At 48.9% G+C, this 16738-nt stretch carries 17 protein-coding genes, 1 rRNA gene and 1 other RNA gene; 18 read left to right on the top strand and 1 reads right to left on the bottom strand.

The genetic code is table 11. From position 1 onward, the window contains the following. Positions 1-45 precede the first annotated feature (45 nt). Complete coding sequence (locus MRBLPE1_RS09530) at positions 46-516, top strand: DUF1934 domain-containing protein (RefSeq protein ID WP_364144671.1); 471 nt, start codon at positions 46-48, stop codon at positions 514-516. After that, a complete protein-coding gene (gene argS / locus MRBLPE1_RS09525; RefSeq protein ID WP_364144668.1) occupies positions 516-2195 on the top strand; it encodes an arginine--tRNA ligase in 1680 nt (559 codons plus the stop codon). Before MRBLPE1_RS09530 ends, argS begins: the two co-directional genes overlap by 1 nt. Before the next feature lie 30 nt (positions 2196-2225). Here argS and MRBLPE1_RS09520 read toward each other — a convergent pair whose 3' ends face one another. After that, positions 2226-3359, bottom strand: a complete 1134-nt coding sequence (locus MRBLPE1_RS09520; RefSeq protein ID WP_364144665.1) for a S8 family peptidase — start codon at positions 3357-3359, stop codon at positions 2226-2228. 460 nt (positions 3360-3819) lie between these two features. On the opposite strand from MRBLPE1_RS09520, the gene rpoE reads away from it, so the two are divergent. The 16 genes from rpoE to MRBLPE1_RS09440 all read left to right on the top strand — a co-directional run. Next, positions 3820-4395, top strand: coding sequence for a DNA-directed RNA polymerase subunit delta (gene rpoE, locus MRBLPE1_RS09515; protein WP_364144663.1), 576 nt, complete (start codon positions 3820-3822; stop codon positions 4393-4395). A gap of 476 nt (positions 4396-4871) precedes the next feature. Beyond that, the gene (locus MRBLPE1_RS09510; protein ID WP_364144659.1) at positions 4872-6473 is read left to right on the top strand and encodes a CTP synthase; all 1602 of its coding nucleotides are present in this window, start codon (positions 4872-4874) and stop codon (positions 6471-6473) included. Positions 6474-6631: 158 nt separating this feature from the next. Beyond that, on the top strand, positions 6632-7030 hold the full coding sequence (locus MRBLPE1_RS09505) for a response regulator (RefSeq protein WP_364144656.1): 399 nt from the start codon (positions 6632-6634) through the stop codon (positions 7028-7030). A 155-nt stretch (positions 7031-7185) separates the two neighbouring features. After that, positions 7186-7401 carry a class II fructose-bisphosphate aldolase gene (locus MRBLPE1_RS09500; RefSeq protein WP_364144653.1) on the top strand — a complete coding sequence of 72 codons (216 nt, stop codon included), beginning with the start codon at positions 7186-7188 and terminating at the stop codon, positions 7399-7401. A gap of 114 nt (positions 7402-7515) precedes the next feature. After that, on the top strand, positions 7516-8778 hold the full coding sequence (locus tag MRBLPE1_RS09495) for a UDP-N-acetylglucosamine 1-carboxyvinyltransferase (RefSeq protein ID WP_364144649.1): 1263 nt from the start codon (positions 7516-7518) through the stop codon (positions 8776-8778). A gap of 123 nt (positions 8779-8901) precedes the next feature. After that, positions 8902-10236 carry a transcription termination factor Rho gene (gene rho, locus MRBLPE1_RS09490; RefSeq protein WP_364144646.1) on the top strand — a complete coding sequence of 445 codons (1335 nt, stop codon included), beginning with the start codon at positions 8902-8904 and terminating at the stop codon, positions 10234-10236. A 21-nt stretch (positions 10237-10257) separates the two neighbouring features. Further along, the gene (locus tag MRBLPE1_RS09485; RefSeq protein WP_364144643.1) at positions 10258-11511 is read left to right on the top strand and encodes a radical SAM protein; all 1254 of its coding nucleotides are present in this window, start codon (positions 10258-10260) and stop codon (positions 11509-11511) included. A gap of 143 nt (positions 11512-11654) precedes the next feature. Next, positions 11655-11852 carry a 50S ribosomal protein L31 gene (rpmE, locus tag MRBLPE1_RS09480; RefSeq protein WP_053373265.1) on the top strand — a complete coding sequence of 66 codons (198 nt, stop codon included), beginning with the start codon at positions 11655-11657 and terminating at the stop codon, positions 11850-11852. A gap of 83 nt (positions 11853-11935) precedes the next feature. Beyond that, on the top strand, positions 11936-12355 hold the full coding sequence (locus MRBLPE1_RS09475; RefSeq protein ID WP_364144640.1) for a hypothetical protein: 420 nt from the start codon (positions 11936-11938) through the stop codon (positions 12353-12355). 72 nt (positions 12356-12427) lie between these two features. Continuing rightward, positions 12428-12695: signal recognition particle sRNA large type (ffs, locus tag MRBLPE1_RS09470), an RNA gene on the top strand. A 221-nt stretch (positions 12696-12916) separates the two neighbouring features. Next, on the top strand, positions 12917-14710 hold the full coding sequence (gene dnaX, locus MRBLPE1_RS09465) for a DNA polymerase III subunit gamma/tau (protein ID WP_364144637.1): 1794 nt from the start codon (positions 12917-12919) through the stop codon (positions 14708-14710). Between the two features lie 24 nt (positions 14711-14734). Beyond that, entirely contained in the window at positions 14735-15046 is a 312-nt protein-coding gene (locus MRBLPE1_RS09460) for a YbaB/EbfC family nucleoid-associated protein (RefSeq protein WP_138756088.1), read from the top strand. Between the two features lie 41 nt (positions 15047-15087). Continuing rightward, positions 15088-15687 carry a recombination mediator RecR gene (gene recR / locus MRBLPE1_RS09455; protein WP_053373262.1) on the top strand — a complete coding sequence of 200 codons (600 nt, stop codon included), beginning with the start codon at positions 15088-15090 and terminating at the stop codon, positions 15685-15687. 165 nt (positions 15688-15852) lie between these two features. Beyond that, positions 15853-16101 carry a DUF2508 family protein gene (locus MRBLPE1_RS09450; protein ID WP_364144632.1) on the top strand — a complete coding sequence of 83 codons (249 nt, stop codon included), beginning with the start codon at positions 15853-15855 and terminating at the stop codon, positions 16099-16101. Next, entirely contained in the window at positions 16098-16361 is a 264-nt protein-coding gene (locus tag MRBLPE1_RS09445; protein ID WP_364144629.1) for a pro-sigmaK processing inhibitor BofA family protein, read from the top strand. Before MRBLPE1_RS09450 ends, MRBLPE1_RS09445 begins: the two co-directional genes overlap by 4 nt. A gap of 285 nt (positions 16362-16646) precedes the next feature. Beyond that, a 16S ribosomal RNA gene (locus MRBLPE1_RS09440) occupies positions 16647-16738 on the top strand; the annotation flags it as partial.

Here is a 16738-nt window from a genome sequence, read left to right as displayed (position 1 = left end):
TATATAGTAGTTACATAAGATTAGACTGATAACAGGAGCAAGAGGATGGCTGAGAACAGGAAAGTGCGAATTACTTTGGAGAGCGTGCAGGACGGAAGCTCGCACATTCACGTTTATAAAGGCGAATGGTTCCGCAAGGAACGGTCGATTTATATTCGCTACAGCGAGCCGGCGATAGAAGGCGATCCAAAGTCCGGAGAAGTGCGTACGCTTGTCAAATACCGCCAGGGCGAGCTGTCCATCATGCGCCGAGGCGTCATTGAATCGGAACAGCTATTTGTGCCGGGACTTAGGCGTACGGGAAGATACGATTCGTCGATGACGTCATTTTCGCTTGAAACGGATACGATGCGGCTATCCCTGCTGATCCCGGATGGTGACGGCGGGAACGCGGCTGCGGGGACCTTGCCGGAGCAGCTGCCATTTACGCTGGAGTGGGAGTACGAAATGCACGTAGATGATCAAATGTCGGGCCGTTTCCATATTCGGCTCCATATACAGGAGGAAATAAATTAATGAGTGCAAACGTATTAGAGAAAATGTACGAGCAGGTAAAGGCGGCCATCGCGGATGCAGCAGTAGCAGCAGGCCTGGCGGCGCGGGAAGAGCTTCCTGCTTTCGTCATTGAAGTGCCAAAGGACAAAACGCATGGGGATTTGGCAACGAATGCAGCTATGCAGCTGACTAAGCTTGCGAAGAAGAATCCCCGTCAGATTGCGGAAGCGATCATAGCGAACTTGGATACAAAAAAAGCGTCCATTCAATCCGCGGAGATTGCTGGCCCGGGCTTTATCAACTTCCGCATGGACAACAGCTACCTTTATCCGGTTGTAAGTGCTGCGATCGAAGCCGGCGAAAACTACGGGCGGACGTTAGACGGCAACGGCAAGCGCGTTCAGGTAGAGTTCGTCAGCGCAAACCCGACAGGCAGCCTGCATCTTGGGCATGCGCGCGGCGCGGCCGTGGGCGACGCGCTGTGTAACGTGCTGGATTACGCGGGTTACGATGTTACGCGCGAATACTATATCAATGATGCCGGCAAACAGGTAGAGAATCTGGCTGTGTCCATTGAGGCCCGTTACCGCCAGGCGCTTGGACAAGCTGCTGAAATGCCGGAAGACGGTTATTACGGCGAGGATATTATCGGCTTTGCCCAGCTGCTCGTAGAGCAAGAGGGAGATAAGCTGCTGGAGCTCCCCGATAAGGAACGGTTTACGTTTTTCCGCCAGTTCGGTTTGGAGCGCGAGCTCGACAAGATCAAACGCGATCTCGGAAGATTCCGCGTAGGCTTCGATGTTTGGTACAGCGAGACTGCGCTTTATGAGAGCGGCCAAGTGGAGCAGGGCCTTGAAGCTCTAAAAGCAACAGGGCATGTCTATGAAGAAGAAGGCGCGACGTGGCTGTCTACGATGACCTTCGGCGATGACAAAAACCGCGTCCTTGTGAAAAATGACGGCTCTTATACGTATTTGACGCCGGATATCGCTTACCACCGCGACAAATACGGCCGCGGCTTCGATCAAATGATCAACATTTGGGGTGCCGATCATCACGGTTATATCCCGCGCGTGAAAGCGGCTATGGAGGCGCTCGGCAACGATCCGAAGAAATTGACCGTGCTCATTGCGCAAATGGTCAGCTTGTTCCAAAACGGCGAGAAAATGAAAATGTCCAAGCGTACGGGTAAAGCCGTTACGATGGAGGATTTGATGGACGAGGTTGGCATCGATGCGATTCGTTACTTCTTCTCTATGCGGAGCATGGATTCGCATCTTGATTTCGATATGGATCTCGCCATTTCTACGTCAAATGAAAACCCGGTATTCTATGTGCAATATGCGCATGCGCGGATTTGCAGCATTTTCAGGCAGGCGGAGGAACAAGGATTAGTGCTTAATGCTGCTGACAGCATCGACTTCAGCAAGCTGACTGCGGAAGGCGAGTTCGATCTTCTTCGCAAGATCGGCGAGCTGCCGCAGGAAATCTCGGAAGCGGCTGCGCAATACGCGCCGCATCGCCTTATCCGTTATGTATATGAGCTGGCGTCCCAGTTCCACAGCTATTACAGAGCGGAGCGGGTGATTACGGAGGATGCCGAGCAATCGCAGGCCCGCCTTGCCTTGCTTGCAGCCGTACGTATCTCGATTGCCAACGTGCTTCGTCTTGTCGGCGTTTCCGCTCCCGAGCGTATGTAAGCTCCCGTTCCATAAAAACAAGCCGTGGAATCATGCCTTATCCACGGCTTGCATCATACGCATCACATCAAGCTCGCCGATCGTTCGGCGGGCTTTGCTGCCCCTTAGAGACTGTACGGAGCGTTTAATAATGGCCTTGATCTCGGCAGGCGTTAAGCCTGGCTTATGCGCGAGCAACAGCGCAATCGCTCCGCTGACATGCGAGGTAGCCATGGACGTGCCGCTCATTTCGTTATATTTGCCGCGGAGCCAAGCCGAAATGATTTTGTCGCCCGGCGCATAGACATCGATATATGCGCCGCGATTGCTGAACGGGGCAACGCGGCGGAGCTTGTTGGTTGCTCCGACAGCGATCGTCTGCGGATAGCGCGCCGGGTAATCGACAGAGCGCCGCTTCCCGTCGTTGCCGGAGGAAGCGACGATGATGATCCCGGCGTTGTGGGCGTTTATGACGGCTCCAAGCAGGGCTTTGCTGCGGGTCTTCATGCCGAAGCTCATGTTAATTACATTCATGCGATTGCGAATGCACCATTCGATACCGAGAATAATGTCGGAAACGAAGGCGCTCCCATTATGGTCGAAGGCTTTAACGGGCGATACCAATGCACGGGGCGCAACGCCGATCATCCCCTGAAGCTGATTGGCTGCCGCAATGGTTCCTGCAATATGCGTGCCGTGACCGTTATCGTCATGCGGGAGCATGCTGCGATTCAGCAAGTTGATGCCTCGCGAGAGCGAATGCTGAAGATCGGGATGGCTGAAATCAACCCCCGTATCGATGACGCCGACCTTTATCCGATGGCCGGTCGTGGTGCTCCATGCTTGCGGAGCTTTGATTTGATTGACGCCCCAAGGTATGCCTTTATCAACGACAATCGATTTTTGCGTAGAAGAATGAACGCTTATTTTGCAGTCCTTTTCAATCCATATACGTCCCGAGAACCGCTCTAACGTTTCCTCGGCCGGCAATCTGCAAGCTATTCCAAGAATGCTGGGCATTTTTCTGATGCTTTTTTGTGGCGACGACGAAGCGACCTGAGGCATTTGCTGTAGGAAGTATCGGTAGTCGCTCGCACGCTGAAAACGAATGATTCGTTTTACAGTCGTTTTGTCCGTGCAAGCCATCGTATCCTGCAACAAGCGGATAAAAGCGACGGTGTCCAAACTTGGCTTCCCCTCCCGACGGACCATGCTGCACTATTGTATGACCAAGCGCTCGTTATCGCATGAGCCACTTGCCTTTTTTCGCAGAAATAGGCAGCAAACGGTGTCAAAAATCGCCCGTGTACATACGATGAACAAAGAGTTCTCAGGGGCTCTTACGTCCAAGGTACGTTACCTCGTGTCATGGCCGGATGGATACAGTCAAAGCGGAAGGATTATCCTTTCGCTTTTTGCATTTAAGTCCAAGCTGTGCCGGAGCAATCGGGGCCGCTTGCTTTTTTGGAGGAAATAGGTTTTACTATACTTTGACTAGCGTAATCGACGGATGCCATCCTCTGGCACGATCCGCTCGCTGCGCAATGAAATGTGAGCGGTGTATAAGAGGACAACGTACACGATCCTTGCATTTTGAAGGAATGAACGAGTACATAATTTGATTGGCAAGAGAGGATGTGTCCATATGAGCAGCAGCAATTTTACGTTAAAGCTGGATCCTGAACGTATGAAGGAAATGCCTATGGTCGATTTGGCCTTTGAAGTGCTGAAAGCGGCTAATACGCCTTACTACTATCGCGATCTTATGATGGAGATCGCTAAAATACGCGGTCTTTCCGCAGACGGAATCAACCAGTTCATCGCCCAGGTATATACGGAAATCAACATTGACGGCCGTTTTGCTTGCGTCGGCAGCAATATGTGGGGACTGAAGCGCTGGTATCCGGTTGAACGTTCCGAGGATCCTGTTGGCAATGCGAAGCGCACACGTATCATTAACGACGACGATGATCTTGAGGATGACGATGTGTTCGCGGACGAAGAAGAGGATACTTACGCAGAGGCTGAAGAAGACTATGACGTATTCGATGAGGACCGTGAGGACTTCGAAGAAGCGGAAGAGGAAGCGGAAGTTGACGAGGAAGTCGGCATCGATGACGAGGAGCTGGACGAAGAAGAAGTCGACGGCGAATTGGACGCGGATGACGATGATTCGGATGACGAGGATTTTGAGGATGAAGAAGAGAATGACGGCAAGTAGTTTGCTGAATGGCTAAGGCCGAATCAACAAGCTTATACGTTGTCTTCCTTTTTCATCCACGGTGGTACGAGCTCCAGCCGAGTAAATGGCAGCGGTGTACCGAGCATCCTGTCAGTTTCGCTTGACAGGTGCTATAAGCGCGGAGTAAACTATCTCATGGGCTAAAGATTCGGTTAACAAATAATGCATACAAGCGTGTACGACTGCTGCCGTCTTATCGAGGTAGAGACTCGTCGCGCGCTGAGATATAAGCGCAGCATGATGGCATAGTTGTGCTTGCTTATATTTTTATATATGCCAAAAAAGGAAAAGTGCCCCGTTGCTACGGGTGTCACTTTTTTTGTTTGTGAGGGATGGGTCTGTAGGATGCATTTCCACAAACTGGATGGATTGGCGGAGTGTATCCGCATCCATGTTTATCGAGTAAATGGGCAAACCTAAACATTAACCATAGGAGCTTGGAGGGTATCATCACAGTGACCAAATATATATTTGTAACCGGCGGCGTAGTGTCGTCTTTGGGCAAAGGGATTACAGCAGCCTCGCTCGGCCGATTGCTGAAGAACAGGGGCCTCAAAGTAACGATTCAGAAGTTTGATCCTTACATTAACGTGGACCCGGGAACGATGAGTCCATATCAGCACGGTGAAGTATTCGTTACCGATGACGGTGCGGAAACGGATCTGGATCTAGGTCACTATGAACGGTTCATCGATATTAACCTTTCGAAGAACAATAACGTGACGTCCGGCAAAATCTATTCCAACGTGATTACCAAAGAACGCCGCGGCGACTACTTGGGTGGAACCGTTCAGGTTATTCCGCATATTACGAATGAAATCAAGGATCGTGTATTCCGTGCGGGCAAAGAAGCGGGATCGGATGTTGTCATTACAGAAATCGGCGGTACCGTAGGCGACATTGAGAGCTTGCCTTTCCTTGAAGCCATCCGTCAAATCAAGAGCGATATCGGACGCGACAACGTGATGTACATTCATGTTACGCTCATTCCTTATATCAAAGCTGCAGGCGAAGTGAAAACGAAGCCGACTCAGCACAGCGTTAAGGAATTGCGCAGCATCGGCATTCAGCCGAACGTTATTGTCTGCCGTACGGAGCATCCGCTTGCCGAAGACTTGAAACGCAAGATCGGTTTGTTCTGCGATATCGATGCAAATGCAGTCGTAGAATGCCGCGATGCATCCACCTTGTATGAGGTGCCTTTGATGCTTCGCGAAGAAGGTCTTGACGAGATTGTCGTAAACCATCTCAAGCTAAAAACCGAACAGCCGGACATGCGCGAATGGGAAGAACTGGTTAAGCGCGTTAAATCGCTCCATAAGAAAACGGAGATCGCTATCGTAGGTAAATACGTTGCCTTGCACGATGCTTATCTCAGCATTGTGGAATCGCTCGAGCATGCGGGTATCGCATCGGATTCGGAAGTGAAAATCCGCTGGCTGCATGCCGATGAGCTTACGGACGAGAACGTGGAAGAGCAGCTGCAAGGCGTTCACGGCATTCTTGTGCCAGGCGGCTTCGGCGATCGCGGTATCGAAGGCAAGATTACGGCAATCAAATATGCGCGCGAGAAAAAAATTCCATTCTTCGGTATCTGCTTAGGTATGCAGGTGGCTGTCATTGAATATGCCCGTAACGTTGCGGGACTTGCGGGTGCGAATAGCTCGGAAATTAATTCGTCCACGCCGTATCCGGTTATCGATTTGCTGCCGGATCAGAAGGACATTGAAGATATGGGCGGTACGATGCGCTTGGGTCTATATCCTTGCAAGCTGAAGTCCGAAACCCTTGCTGCGCGCGAGTATGGGGATGAGCTTGTTTACGAGCGTCACCGTCATCGTTATGAATTTAACAATGAGTACCGCGAAGCGATTGAATCAGCCGGTCTGACGATTTCCGGAACTTCACCGGACGGACGTCTGGTGGAAATGGTAGAAATGGCTGATCACCCATGGTTCTTGGCTGTTCAATTCCACCCGGAATTCACTTCAAGACCGAATCGCCCGCAGCCGTTGTTCCGCGGATTCGTACAAGCTGCGCTTAACTATTCGGAGTAATTTTTGAGCCATTTCTATCAATGACATATTCTATAACAACACCTGATAAGTTTTTCTCGCCGAGAGAAGGATTATATACCCACTTTAGCGAATATATTAACGATTATGGAAGAGTTGGCCATTTTCAAGGGTAAACTCGGTCGCGGGGGGATTTGGAGTTGGATAAGAAGAAAGTATTGATCGTTGATGATCAGAACGGTATTCGCGTGTTGCTAATGGAAGTTTTCAGCAGCGAGGGCTATAATACGTTCCAAGCGTCTAATGGCAAGCTGGCTTTGGAAATCGTGAAAAACGAGGCTCCCGATCTTGTGCTGCTGGATATGAAAATTCCTGGCATGGATGGTTTGGAAATTTTGAAGCATGTCAAAGCGATCGATCGCAACATCAAAGTCATCATGATGACGGCTTACGGTGAACTCGATATGATCAAAGAAGCGACGGATCTTGGCGCATTAATGCACTTTACGAAGCCATTCGACATCGATGAGATGCGGATTGCGGTAAATATGCAGCTGCGCGGCGGAAACTCCGCAAGTCGCTTTGCAATAGGCTCCTAAATTCAGCTAATAAACGGCATCGTCGCTTGCTTGAAGACGGTGTCGTTTTTTTTCATTTATTGGAAGCGGTAAACAAGCTTTAGTATTTCAAGCCCCAATATGTTATAATGGCTCAGAATGACAAGTCGGAACAGGCATAAGCATGAACGTTCCGTTTGAAGAATTCCTTAGTCCATCACAGCTGGCGCAGGCAAACCAACGTAATTACAGAAATCAAAGCGGCTTATACGAGACCTGTTCGTGAATACCATTCATTTAACAGCGAAGTATTCGATCCGCGCAAATACACGACGCCTGCTCGCAATGCGATGAAGGCTGTTATCTGTTGTCCAAGAAATATCCGTTTGTTCGGAAGCAACAACCAAGCGTAATAACAGGAGCAAAGGAACTAAACCGCCTCTAAAAGGGCAATCGGGTACAAAGCTCGCTTGCTTTGGCGGTTCTTCCTTTATTCTCTTCCAATCTACGGGAGGAAATATAATTAGATGGAGAAATTGATGATACGCGGCGGACGGCCGCTTCACGGTACTGTACAGATCAGCGGGGCGAAGAACAGCGCGGTTGCGCTTGTACCTGCTGCCATTTTGGCAGAATCAGAAGTTGTGCTGGATAACTTGCCGATTATAAGCGATGTAGCTGTTTACAGCGAAATTTTGCAAGAACTTGGCGCAGTCGTCAAGCGTGACGGCGACATGATGCGCATTGACCCCTCGGAACTTGTCTCTAAGGCCATGCCGAATGGAAAAGTAAAGCTGCTTCGTGCCTCATATTATTTAATGGGCGCAATGCTCGGCAGATTTGGAGAAGCAACGATAGGTATGCCTGGCGGCTGCAATTTTGAACCGAGGCCGATCGACCAACATATTAAAGGGTTTGAAGCATTGGGCGCTACGGTTACCAATGATCACGGTTCGATTCGAATTTTCGCCAAGGAGCTGCGCGGAGCGAAAATTTATCTCGATGTATCGAGTGTCGGAGCTACCATTAACATTATGCTTGCGGCCTCCCGGGCCAAAGGATTAACGATTATCGAAAACGCGGCAAAAGAGCCTGAAATTATAGATGTAGCTACTCTCCTAAATGCCATGGGCGCAAAAATCAAAGGTGCTGGAACCGAGACGATTCGTATTGAAGGAGTCGACCGGCTTCACGGCTGCCGTCATTCCATTATTCCTGATCGTATTCAAGCCGGCACGTACATGATTGCCGCTGCTGCAACCCGCGGTGATGTCCTTATTGATAATGTTATTCCTAAGCACTTGGAAGCCATGACGGCTAAGCTGGAAGAGATGGGTGTTCAAGTCATCGAAATGGATGAATCCATCCGAATTATTGGCCGGCCCGAATATACATCCATCGATGTGAAGGCACTTGTATATCCAGGATTTCCTACCGACCTTCAATCCCCAATGACGACCTTGCTCACGCAAGCAAACGGAGTCAGTATACTGACGGATTACGTTTATGGCACTCGTTTCAAGCATGTTCCCGAGCTCTCTCGGATGGGAGCCAACATTCGCGTTGAAGGCCGTTCGGCAGTTATCGAGGGCGGAAAGCTCAATGCGGCTAAAGTAAAAGCTGCCGATTTGCGCGCAGGCGCTGCGCTTGTTGTTGCCGCTCTGACGGTTGACGAAGGCGTTACCGAAATTTCAGGTGTCGAATATATTGACCGAGGTTATGATAATCTAGTAGAAAATCTATGCCGGTTGGGTGCTGAAGTGTGGCGTGAAACGGAAGCCTCATCCTAAGGAATAGAACGATGCGGGCGCTGTGGAATAGACGGCGCCTAATTCGGCAATGCTGTTTAATCAGTCCTATGATTTTACTAGATATACAAAATCATAATGAAAATTGAATAAAGTGGTGAGAATATGACAGACCTTCAGATCGCGGATCTAGAAGAGATGAAATTGACTGATCTATACAAATTAGCGAAGCAATTTCAAGTTCCCTATTACGGAACGCTAAAGAAGAAGGAATTAATTTTTGCCATACTACGTGCACAGGCCGAGAAGAGCGGTCTTATGTTTATGGAAGGCGTGCTCGATATTTTATCGGAAGGCTTCGGATTTTTACGGCCTATTAACTATCTGCCGAGCAAGGAAGATATTTATATTTCGGCATCGCAAATTCGCAGGTTCGATTTAAGGAGCGGAGATCTTGTATCCGGCAAATGCCGGCCGCCAAAAGAAAATGAGCGTTACTTTGGTTTGCTGCAGGTCAACGCCGTAAATGGCGAAAACCCTGAAACGGCTTCGGAACGACTGCATTTTCCTGCGCTTACTCCTCTTTATCCAGAAAAGAAGCTGGTTCTTGAGACGACATCGTCGAAGCTTTCCACTCGCATGATGGATTTGCTCGCTCCTGTAGGACTTGGACAACGCGGCTTGATCGTTGCTCCTCCGAAGACGGGTAAGACATTGCTGCTCAAAGAAATCGCCCACAGTATTTCAGAAAACCGTCCCGATATCAAATTGTTTGTCCTGCTCATAGATGAGCGTCCCGAGGAAGTTACGGATATGCAGCGCTCTGTTAAAGGCGAGGTTATTGCCTCCACATTCGACGAGCTGCCGGAAAATCATATTAAAGTAGCTGAGCTGGTACTAGAAAGAGCGCTTCGTCTTGTTGAACACAAGAAGGATGTTGTTATCTTGATGGATAGTATCACCCGACTTGCAAGGGCGTATAACTTGGTTATTCCTCCATCTGGACGTACGCTGAGCGGCGGTATCGATCCTGCGGCGTTCCATCGTCCAAAACGGTTCTTCGGTTCGGCCCGGAATGTTGAAGAGGGCGGCAGCTTGACGATTCTCGCGACAGCGCTAATCGAGACGGGCTCGCGTATGGATGATATCATTTATGAAGAATTTAAAGGTACAGGCAACATGGAGCTTCATCTCGACCGCAAACTCTCCGAACGTCGTATTTTCCCGGCTCTCGATTTGCGCAGATCAGGCACGAGACGCGAAGAGATGCTGCTTACGAAGGAAGAGCTTGAAAAGGTTTGGGCCATCCGCAGAGGGATGACGGATACGCCGGACTATGTCGATAATTTCTTGAAAAAACTTAAAGACAGTGAGAATAACGAACAGTTTCTCATGTCTCTTGATACAACGGTAGAAGCGAAGCCGGAGCGGTCCGGCATCAAGAGCAGTACGACAACGACCAGCAGGCGTCCGGCGCCAAGAACCACGCACGGTTCGTAAGACCGCAGGAAGGAGAACAACATGAATCTCGTATATGCGGATGAAAAAGGAAATGTATTTGATCACCCCGACTTTATAGCCCTTGGCAGAAGCGGCGATATGATTGTGGAAATTATGGAGGAGGAATTGATTCCTCTTCCTAACGGAGCGACTTTAGTGAGCTTGCCGTTCACTAGGCCAATCGGACTTAATCCAGAGACGGGCGAGATGCAAATGCTTCCCGGCGGAGCGCAAGCGGTTGGCGCCTTGCTGCCGCAAGGCTTCACCCGTTTATGCTTGCCTGGATACGTAAAAGCAGACAAGAATGAAAAGCTCCCTCTTTTCGGCTATACGGCTGTCGTATGGAAGGATGGGAACTTCTACGTAACGGCTGAGCAGAGCGATAATCCGGAGAGATGGGATCCGCTTAATTGCGACCGTGGCGAGTTAGCCATTCAAGTCGAGCGCTTGCTTGCCAAATACCCAGAGAATCGTCTTTATAAGCATCTTTCCAATTGCGCTTTAGGCTATGAGTGCCTGACCTCCTCCAATACGTTTCTTGGAAGATGGGAAGGAGCTGTACCAGTATCCTATTCATGCAACGCCGGCTGCTTTGGCTGCATATCGGAGCAACCGGATGACAGCGGCTTTGTCGCTCCTCAAACACGGATGAACTTTAAGCCGACGGTCGATGAGGTTGTTGAAATTATGCTGGAGCATCTGCGCGAGCCGGAGTCGATTATCAGCTTTGGACAAGGCTGTGAAGGCGAACCTTCCACGCAGGCCAAAATTATAGTCGAGGCGATGCAGCGTGTGCGCAGCCAAACCTCGCTTGGTTTCATTAACATTAACACCAACGCAGGTTTGACGGATTACATGCGCGCCATCGTTGATGCGGGCCTTAATCTTATGCGTGTCAGCACAATTAGCGCGCTCGACGACCACTATAATGCTTATTATAAGCCGCGGGGCTATACACTGAAGAATGTCGAGAAGTCGCTGAAGTATGCCTCTGATAAAGGAGTATATACTTCTATTAACTACTTGATTTTCCCAGGTGTTACCGATCGCGAGGAAGAAATCGAAGCGATGATCGGATTTGTGAAGCGTACGGGCTTGAAACTTATTCAAATGCGAAATCTGAATATCGACCCGGAGAGCTACTTGGCGATTATTCCAAAGGCGCAGGGCGAGATTTATGGAATGAAGCAAATGCTTGAGATTTTCCGCGAGGAGCTTCCGGATGTCGTGATTGGCTCTTACACACATGTTCCGCCAGCCGCATTGCTTCGTTAAAAATTCCAATATCGGTAAATAGAGCTAATATTGACATATGAGCGATTATTCATTGCAACTACAAAAGAGTTCATGCTATAATCCAAGATGTGCGATTTAACTCTGGGTCCGCATGCGATTCAGGGCAGAAAGAGGTGAACGAGATGAAACAAGCTATTCATCCGACATACCACATCATTACAGCAACTTGCGCTTGTGGAAATTCCTTCGAGACAGGTTCGATTAAACCGAGCCTTCGCGTAGAGGTTTGTTCCCAATGCCACCCATTCTACACGGGTAAGCAAAAGTTCCTGGATGCTGGCGGTCGCGTCGATCGTTTCAAGAAGAAATACGGCATTTAATCCAACAAATCGTTCCGCCTTTATTTGGCAGAATACAAGAGCCTCCCTCAGCCATCCTATTGGTTAGAAGGGAGGTTTTTTGATTGCATAAGAAACGGTTCGAATTTTCCAAGCGTTTGTTTATATGTCGAATTTCTATGATGGCGATCTGCGTACTGTTGTTAGCCGTAACACTTTCGGCCTGTGGGAATGGCGAGCAGGATAATATGAAAACCTACGGCCACGACGGATACATGGGGTATTCCAACAGTAACCCAAACTTGCCGAATCGCCATCAATACCTTAACTATAACGCGGACGGCAAAATGATTGAACAAGTGCTGGAGCCGATTGCCGGCATTGAGCATACGCAAATTTATTTTAACGGAACAGATCTTCATGTGAATTTAGACGTAGATGCTTCTTTGTCCGATAGTCAAATCGAGCAGCTGCGCGCGAAGGCACAGTCTGTTGTGCAGTATAATATGCCTCGGTACAGGGTGCATGTGGAAACGAAAAGGTAATCGGCAGTAATCGGTTTCCAATTCGGTAGTACGAGTTGCGCTTTGTAACGGAATCAGCTATACTTGTTTTTACCGTGCTAGATGGGGAGGTAGCGGTGCCCTGTAACTCGCAATCCGCTGTAGCGAGGTTGAATTCCTACTTGAGGTTATGCTGATGTAGGGTCTGGCACTTGCGAGCAGTGTTGACAGTTGGGTCCTCCGCAATGGACGTTTGTGAACCCGGTCAGGTCCGGAAGGAAGCAGCCATAAGCAAATTAGTTCATGTGCCGGGGGAGTGCCTGACTCGAGCTGTAGTGCAAGGATGCCGCCTGGGTCGCATTTATCAGGAGTAGGTGCACGGTACTCAAAGATAATTACAATAACAAAAAGTAGCACCTGTTGACGCTGTTCGATTTTTATCGGAAATAGCGGATGCAGGTGTTTTTGTGTATTGGGCTTTTTAATTTTACTAGAATGGGATTTGAGCGGGCAAAAGAAAGTTTTGCTTGCTACATAGTTGTTGTATAATAAGGGTAGAGCAATTTATTGTAACGAAAAGGCAAGTTGAAAGGAAAGGTCTGCGTGTCACATATCGCTTTATACCGTGCCTGGCGTCCGCAGACGTTTCGGGACATGGTTGGACAACAGCATATTATTCAAACGCTGCAGAACTCCATTCGCGAACAACGCGTTTCGCATGCTTATCTTTTTAACGGACCCCGGGGAACGGGAAAGACAAGTGCTGCGAAGATTCTAGCGAAAGCGGTTAACTGCGAACGCGGTCCGGCTGAAGAGCCTTGTAATGAATGCGATGCTTGCATAGGGATTACCGCGGGACATATTATGGATGTAATCGAGATCGATGCCGCATCCAATCGCGGGATTGATGAAATACGCGATATTCGCGATAAAGTGCGTTATGCGCCTTCGGAAGTGCGGTTCAAGGTTTATATCATAGATGAAGTACATATGCTTACGGCCGAGGCATTCAATGCTTTGTTAAAAACATTGGAGGAGCCGCCGGGGCATGTGATTTTTATCTTGGCGACGACCGAACCGCATAAGCTGCCGGCGACGATTATATCCCGCTGCCAGCGTTTCGATTTCAGGCAGGTATCGCTCGAAGAGCAGACAGAGCATTTGCTTAAGATTTGTCTTGAAGAGGGCATAGAAGCCGAGAAGGATGCAATTGCTTATATCGCAAGACTATCCGAAGGCGGCATGCGCGATGCTATAAGCTTGCTCGAGCAGGTTTCTGCCTTTGCCGGCAACCGCATCACGCTCGAAGCGGCGGTCGATGTAACCGGTGGAATGGCGGCTGATCATTTTTATCAGCTGGCCGAGGCGGTCAAGGATCGTAATGTATCTGCCATCATGCCGCTTGTGGAAAGCTTGATGCAAGCCGGCAAAAGCGCGGATAAATGTATGGAAAATTTAATTTATTATTTCCGTGATTTGCTCGTTATGAAGCTTGCGCCGCAGGGCGGTGCAGTTACGGAACGTATAGTGGATCCGGAGCGCTTCAAAATGATGGCCGAAGCTTTTACGCCTGCAAGGCTGTTTGCGATGATCGATACGCTTAATCGTTATCAAGTAGAGCTGAAGCATGCTTCGCAGCCGCAAACTTTGTTTGAGGTGGCGCTGATGAAGCTTTGCACTCTAGGCGACGAGCAACCGGCAAATGGAGCGGCATCTGCAAATGCAGCTTCCTCGCCTTCGAGCGGTGCGCAATCCGCCGAAGTAGGGCGTTTGCGGCAACAGGTTGAAGCGCTTGAACGCAAGCTCGAACAGGCTATTCAAAATGGAGTGGCTGGCGGAGGCCAAACGTCTTCGGACAATGCGGCTAGCAAACAAGCTGCCCGCACCAATGCGGTTCGCACTTCATTCGGAGGCTCAGGTGGTATTGCAAGATCAGCCGTTAAGCTGGATCCTTATTTAGCGACAGCCGGGAGTCCAGAATTCAATCAAGTCCGCATGAAATGGAATGATGTGCTGCAAGGCGTGAAGGATGCCAAAATAACCGTTCACGCTTGGTTGAAGGACGGCGAGCCTGTCGCATCGGCTGATGATGCCATCCTTGTAGCTTTTAAGAACACAATGCACCGTGAAACCACCGAAAAACCAGCAAATCGTGATATTATTGAGAAGGTAATGCATGACGTGCTTGGAGGTCAATTCAGGATTGTAACGGTCATGATGAAGGATTGGCAGGCGGCGGCGCAGGGAGCCAGCGAACAGAAGAGCGAGACGCTCCAGCTCGAGCCTGAGTCATCAAACGCCCCTAACGCGCCACAAACGCCAAGCAGGCCCGTATGGGTGGAAGAAGCCGTAAAGCTTTTTGGCGAAGACCTGGTAGTTGTGAAGGACAACGATTAAATACTAACGATGAGGTGAATGGAAATGAACAATATGAACCAAATGATGAAGCAAGTTAAGAAGATGCAGGATCAAATGATGAAGGCGCAAGAAGAGCTTGAAACAAAGACGGTTGAAGGAACAGCGGGCGGCGGAGTGGTAACGGTATCTGCCAACGGCCATAAGAAGCTTCTTAACATTACGATTAAGCCTGAAGCGGTTGACCCGGAGGATGTTGAAATGCTGCAGGACCTAGTGCTTACTGCTGTCAATGATGCGCTGGCTAAAGTAGATGAGCTTGCGAATAAAGATATGGGTAAATTTACAGGCGGAATGAAAATTCCTGGATTGTTCTAAAAAGCAGCCTTGCTTCCGTTTGAAAGGAGCTGTACCCAGTTTTGTATTACCCCGAACCGATAGCGAAGTTAATTGATGCATTTACGCGATTACCGGGTATTGGGCCCAAAACGGCCGCCCGACTGGCGTTTCATGTGCTTCGAATGAAAGAAGACGACGTCATTGATTTTGCGAAGGCGCTCGTAAGCGTTAAGCGCAATTTGTTCTATTGCTCGGTTTGCTGTAACATCACCGATACCGATCCGTGCAGAATATGCCAAGATAAGTCTCGTGACAATTCCGTCATTTGCGTCGTGCAAGAATCGAAGGATTTAGTGGCTATCGAGCGAATGAAGGATTTTCAAGGGCAATATCATGTCCTGCAAGGTGCCATCTCTCCAATGGAAGGGATCGGTCCGGATGAGATTCGAATTGCAGAGCTGTTGCGAAGACTAAGTGATGAGCGCGTGCAGGAGCTTATATTGGCGACGAATCCGAACATTGAGGGCGAAGCGACGGCCATGTACCTCTCGAGGCTTATAAAGCCGTTTGGGATCCGTGTTACGCGGATCGCGCATGGGCTTCCGGTTGGCGGGGACCTTGAATATGCGGATGAGGTTACTTTATCGAAAGCATTAGAAGGCCGAAGGGAAATCAATTAAAGAAATGCCATTTCAAAGCAGCAGATCGGGTGAAAACTCGGTCTGCTGCTTTTTTTGTTTCAATAAGATGCTGCGGCCGATCAAGATCCCGTTCTAATTCAATGTCCAAGCCTATAGATATAGTAAAGAGCTTTGAATAGCGAGGACATGCGGGAGGGGATAGGTTTGACCAGCAAGCAGCTAGCGACCATGGAGAAAGAAACCAAACAAATGGAAGATATCCGCTTTGAAATAGCGGAAGCGCATCGGGATTGGGAGAACGCCATTCGTTTCTTTGACTATGCAGTCGGAAAAGATCAAATTGATTATGCAATATATTATTTGATTACGGCGGAGAAGAGATATGAAATGCTGCTTCGATTGGCAAAGCGTATGAGTGATAAATGGCCGGCTTGGAGAGGGATGAGTTTATGAAAGTTGTTTGGTTAACCGTTTTAATTGTTTCCTCGGTTTTATTGGCTGCCGTTCTATTCCGAAGCAAGCTGTCATGGGGCTTGCTTCGCAGCTTTGCTCTTCATCTTGTTTTGGCTGCGGGGTTATTGTACCTACTGAATTATTCAGGGCTCGTACCCGGCATGTATATTCCGCTGAATCCTTTAACAATTGGCACGGTGCTTGCTTTGGGTGTACCTGGAGTCGGTTTGATTATTGGCGTTCAGTGGATAGCGGTTTAACGATTTGTAAAAAGGATTGAACAAAAGGTTGACTCGCGTATCATTTATATGCTACATTATATCTCGCGCCAAGGAAGAGTGAATGAGCTTCAAAAAAAGAAATAAAAAAAACACTTGCATTAACTTGGGCATCTGTGATATATTATAAAAGTCGCCAACGAGAAACACGGCCGACACGAAAGAAAAGATTGCTCTTTGAAAACTGAACAACGAGTAATAACTGCCTCGCAAATCCTTTGGGATAAGCGAAAAAAGCGATAAAAAGTAATGAGCATTTCAAACACCAATTTGGAGAGTTTGATCCTGGCTCAGGACGAACGCTGGCGGCGTGCCTAATACATGCAAGTCGAGCGGATCTTGTCCTTCGGGACAAGGTT

The organism is Paenibacillus sp. LPE1-1-1.1 (assembly GCF_040676435.1).
Taxonomy (GTDB): Bacteria; Bacillota; Bacilli; order Paenibacillales; family Paenibacillaceae; genus Pristimantibacillus.
Note: the sequence above shows the minus strand (reverse complement) of the source record. Positions and strands in the feature narration are given on the sequence as shown.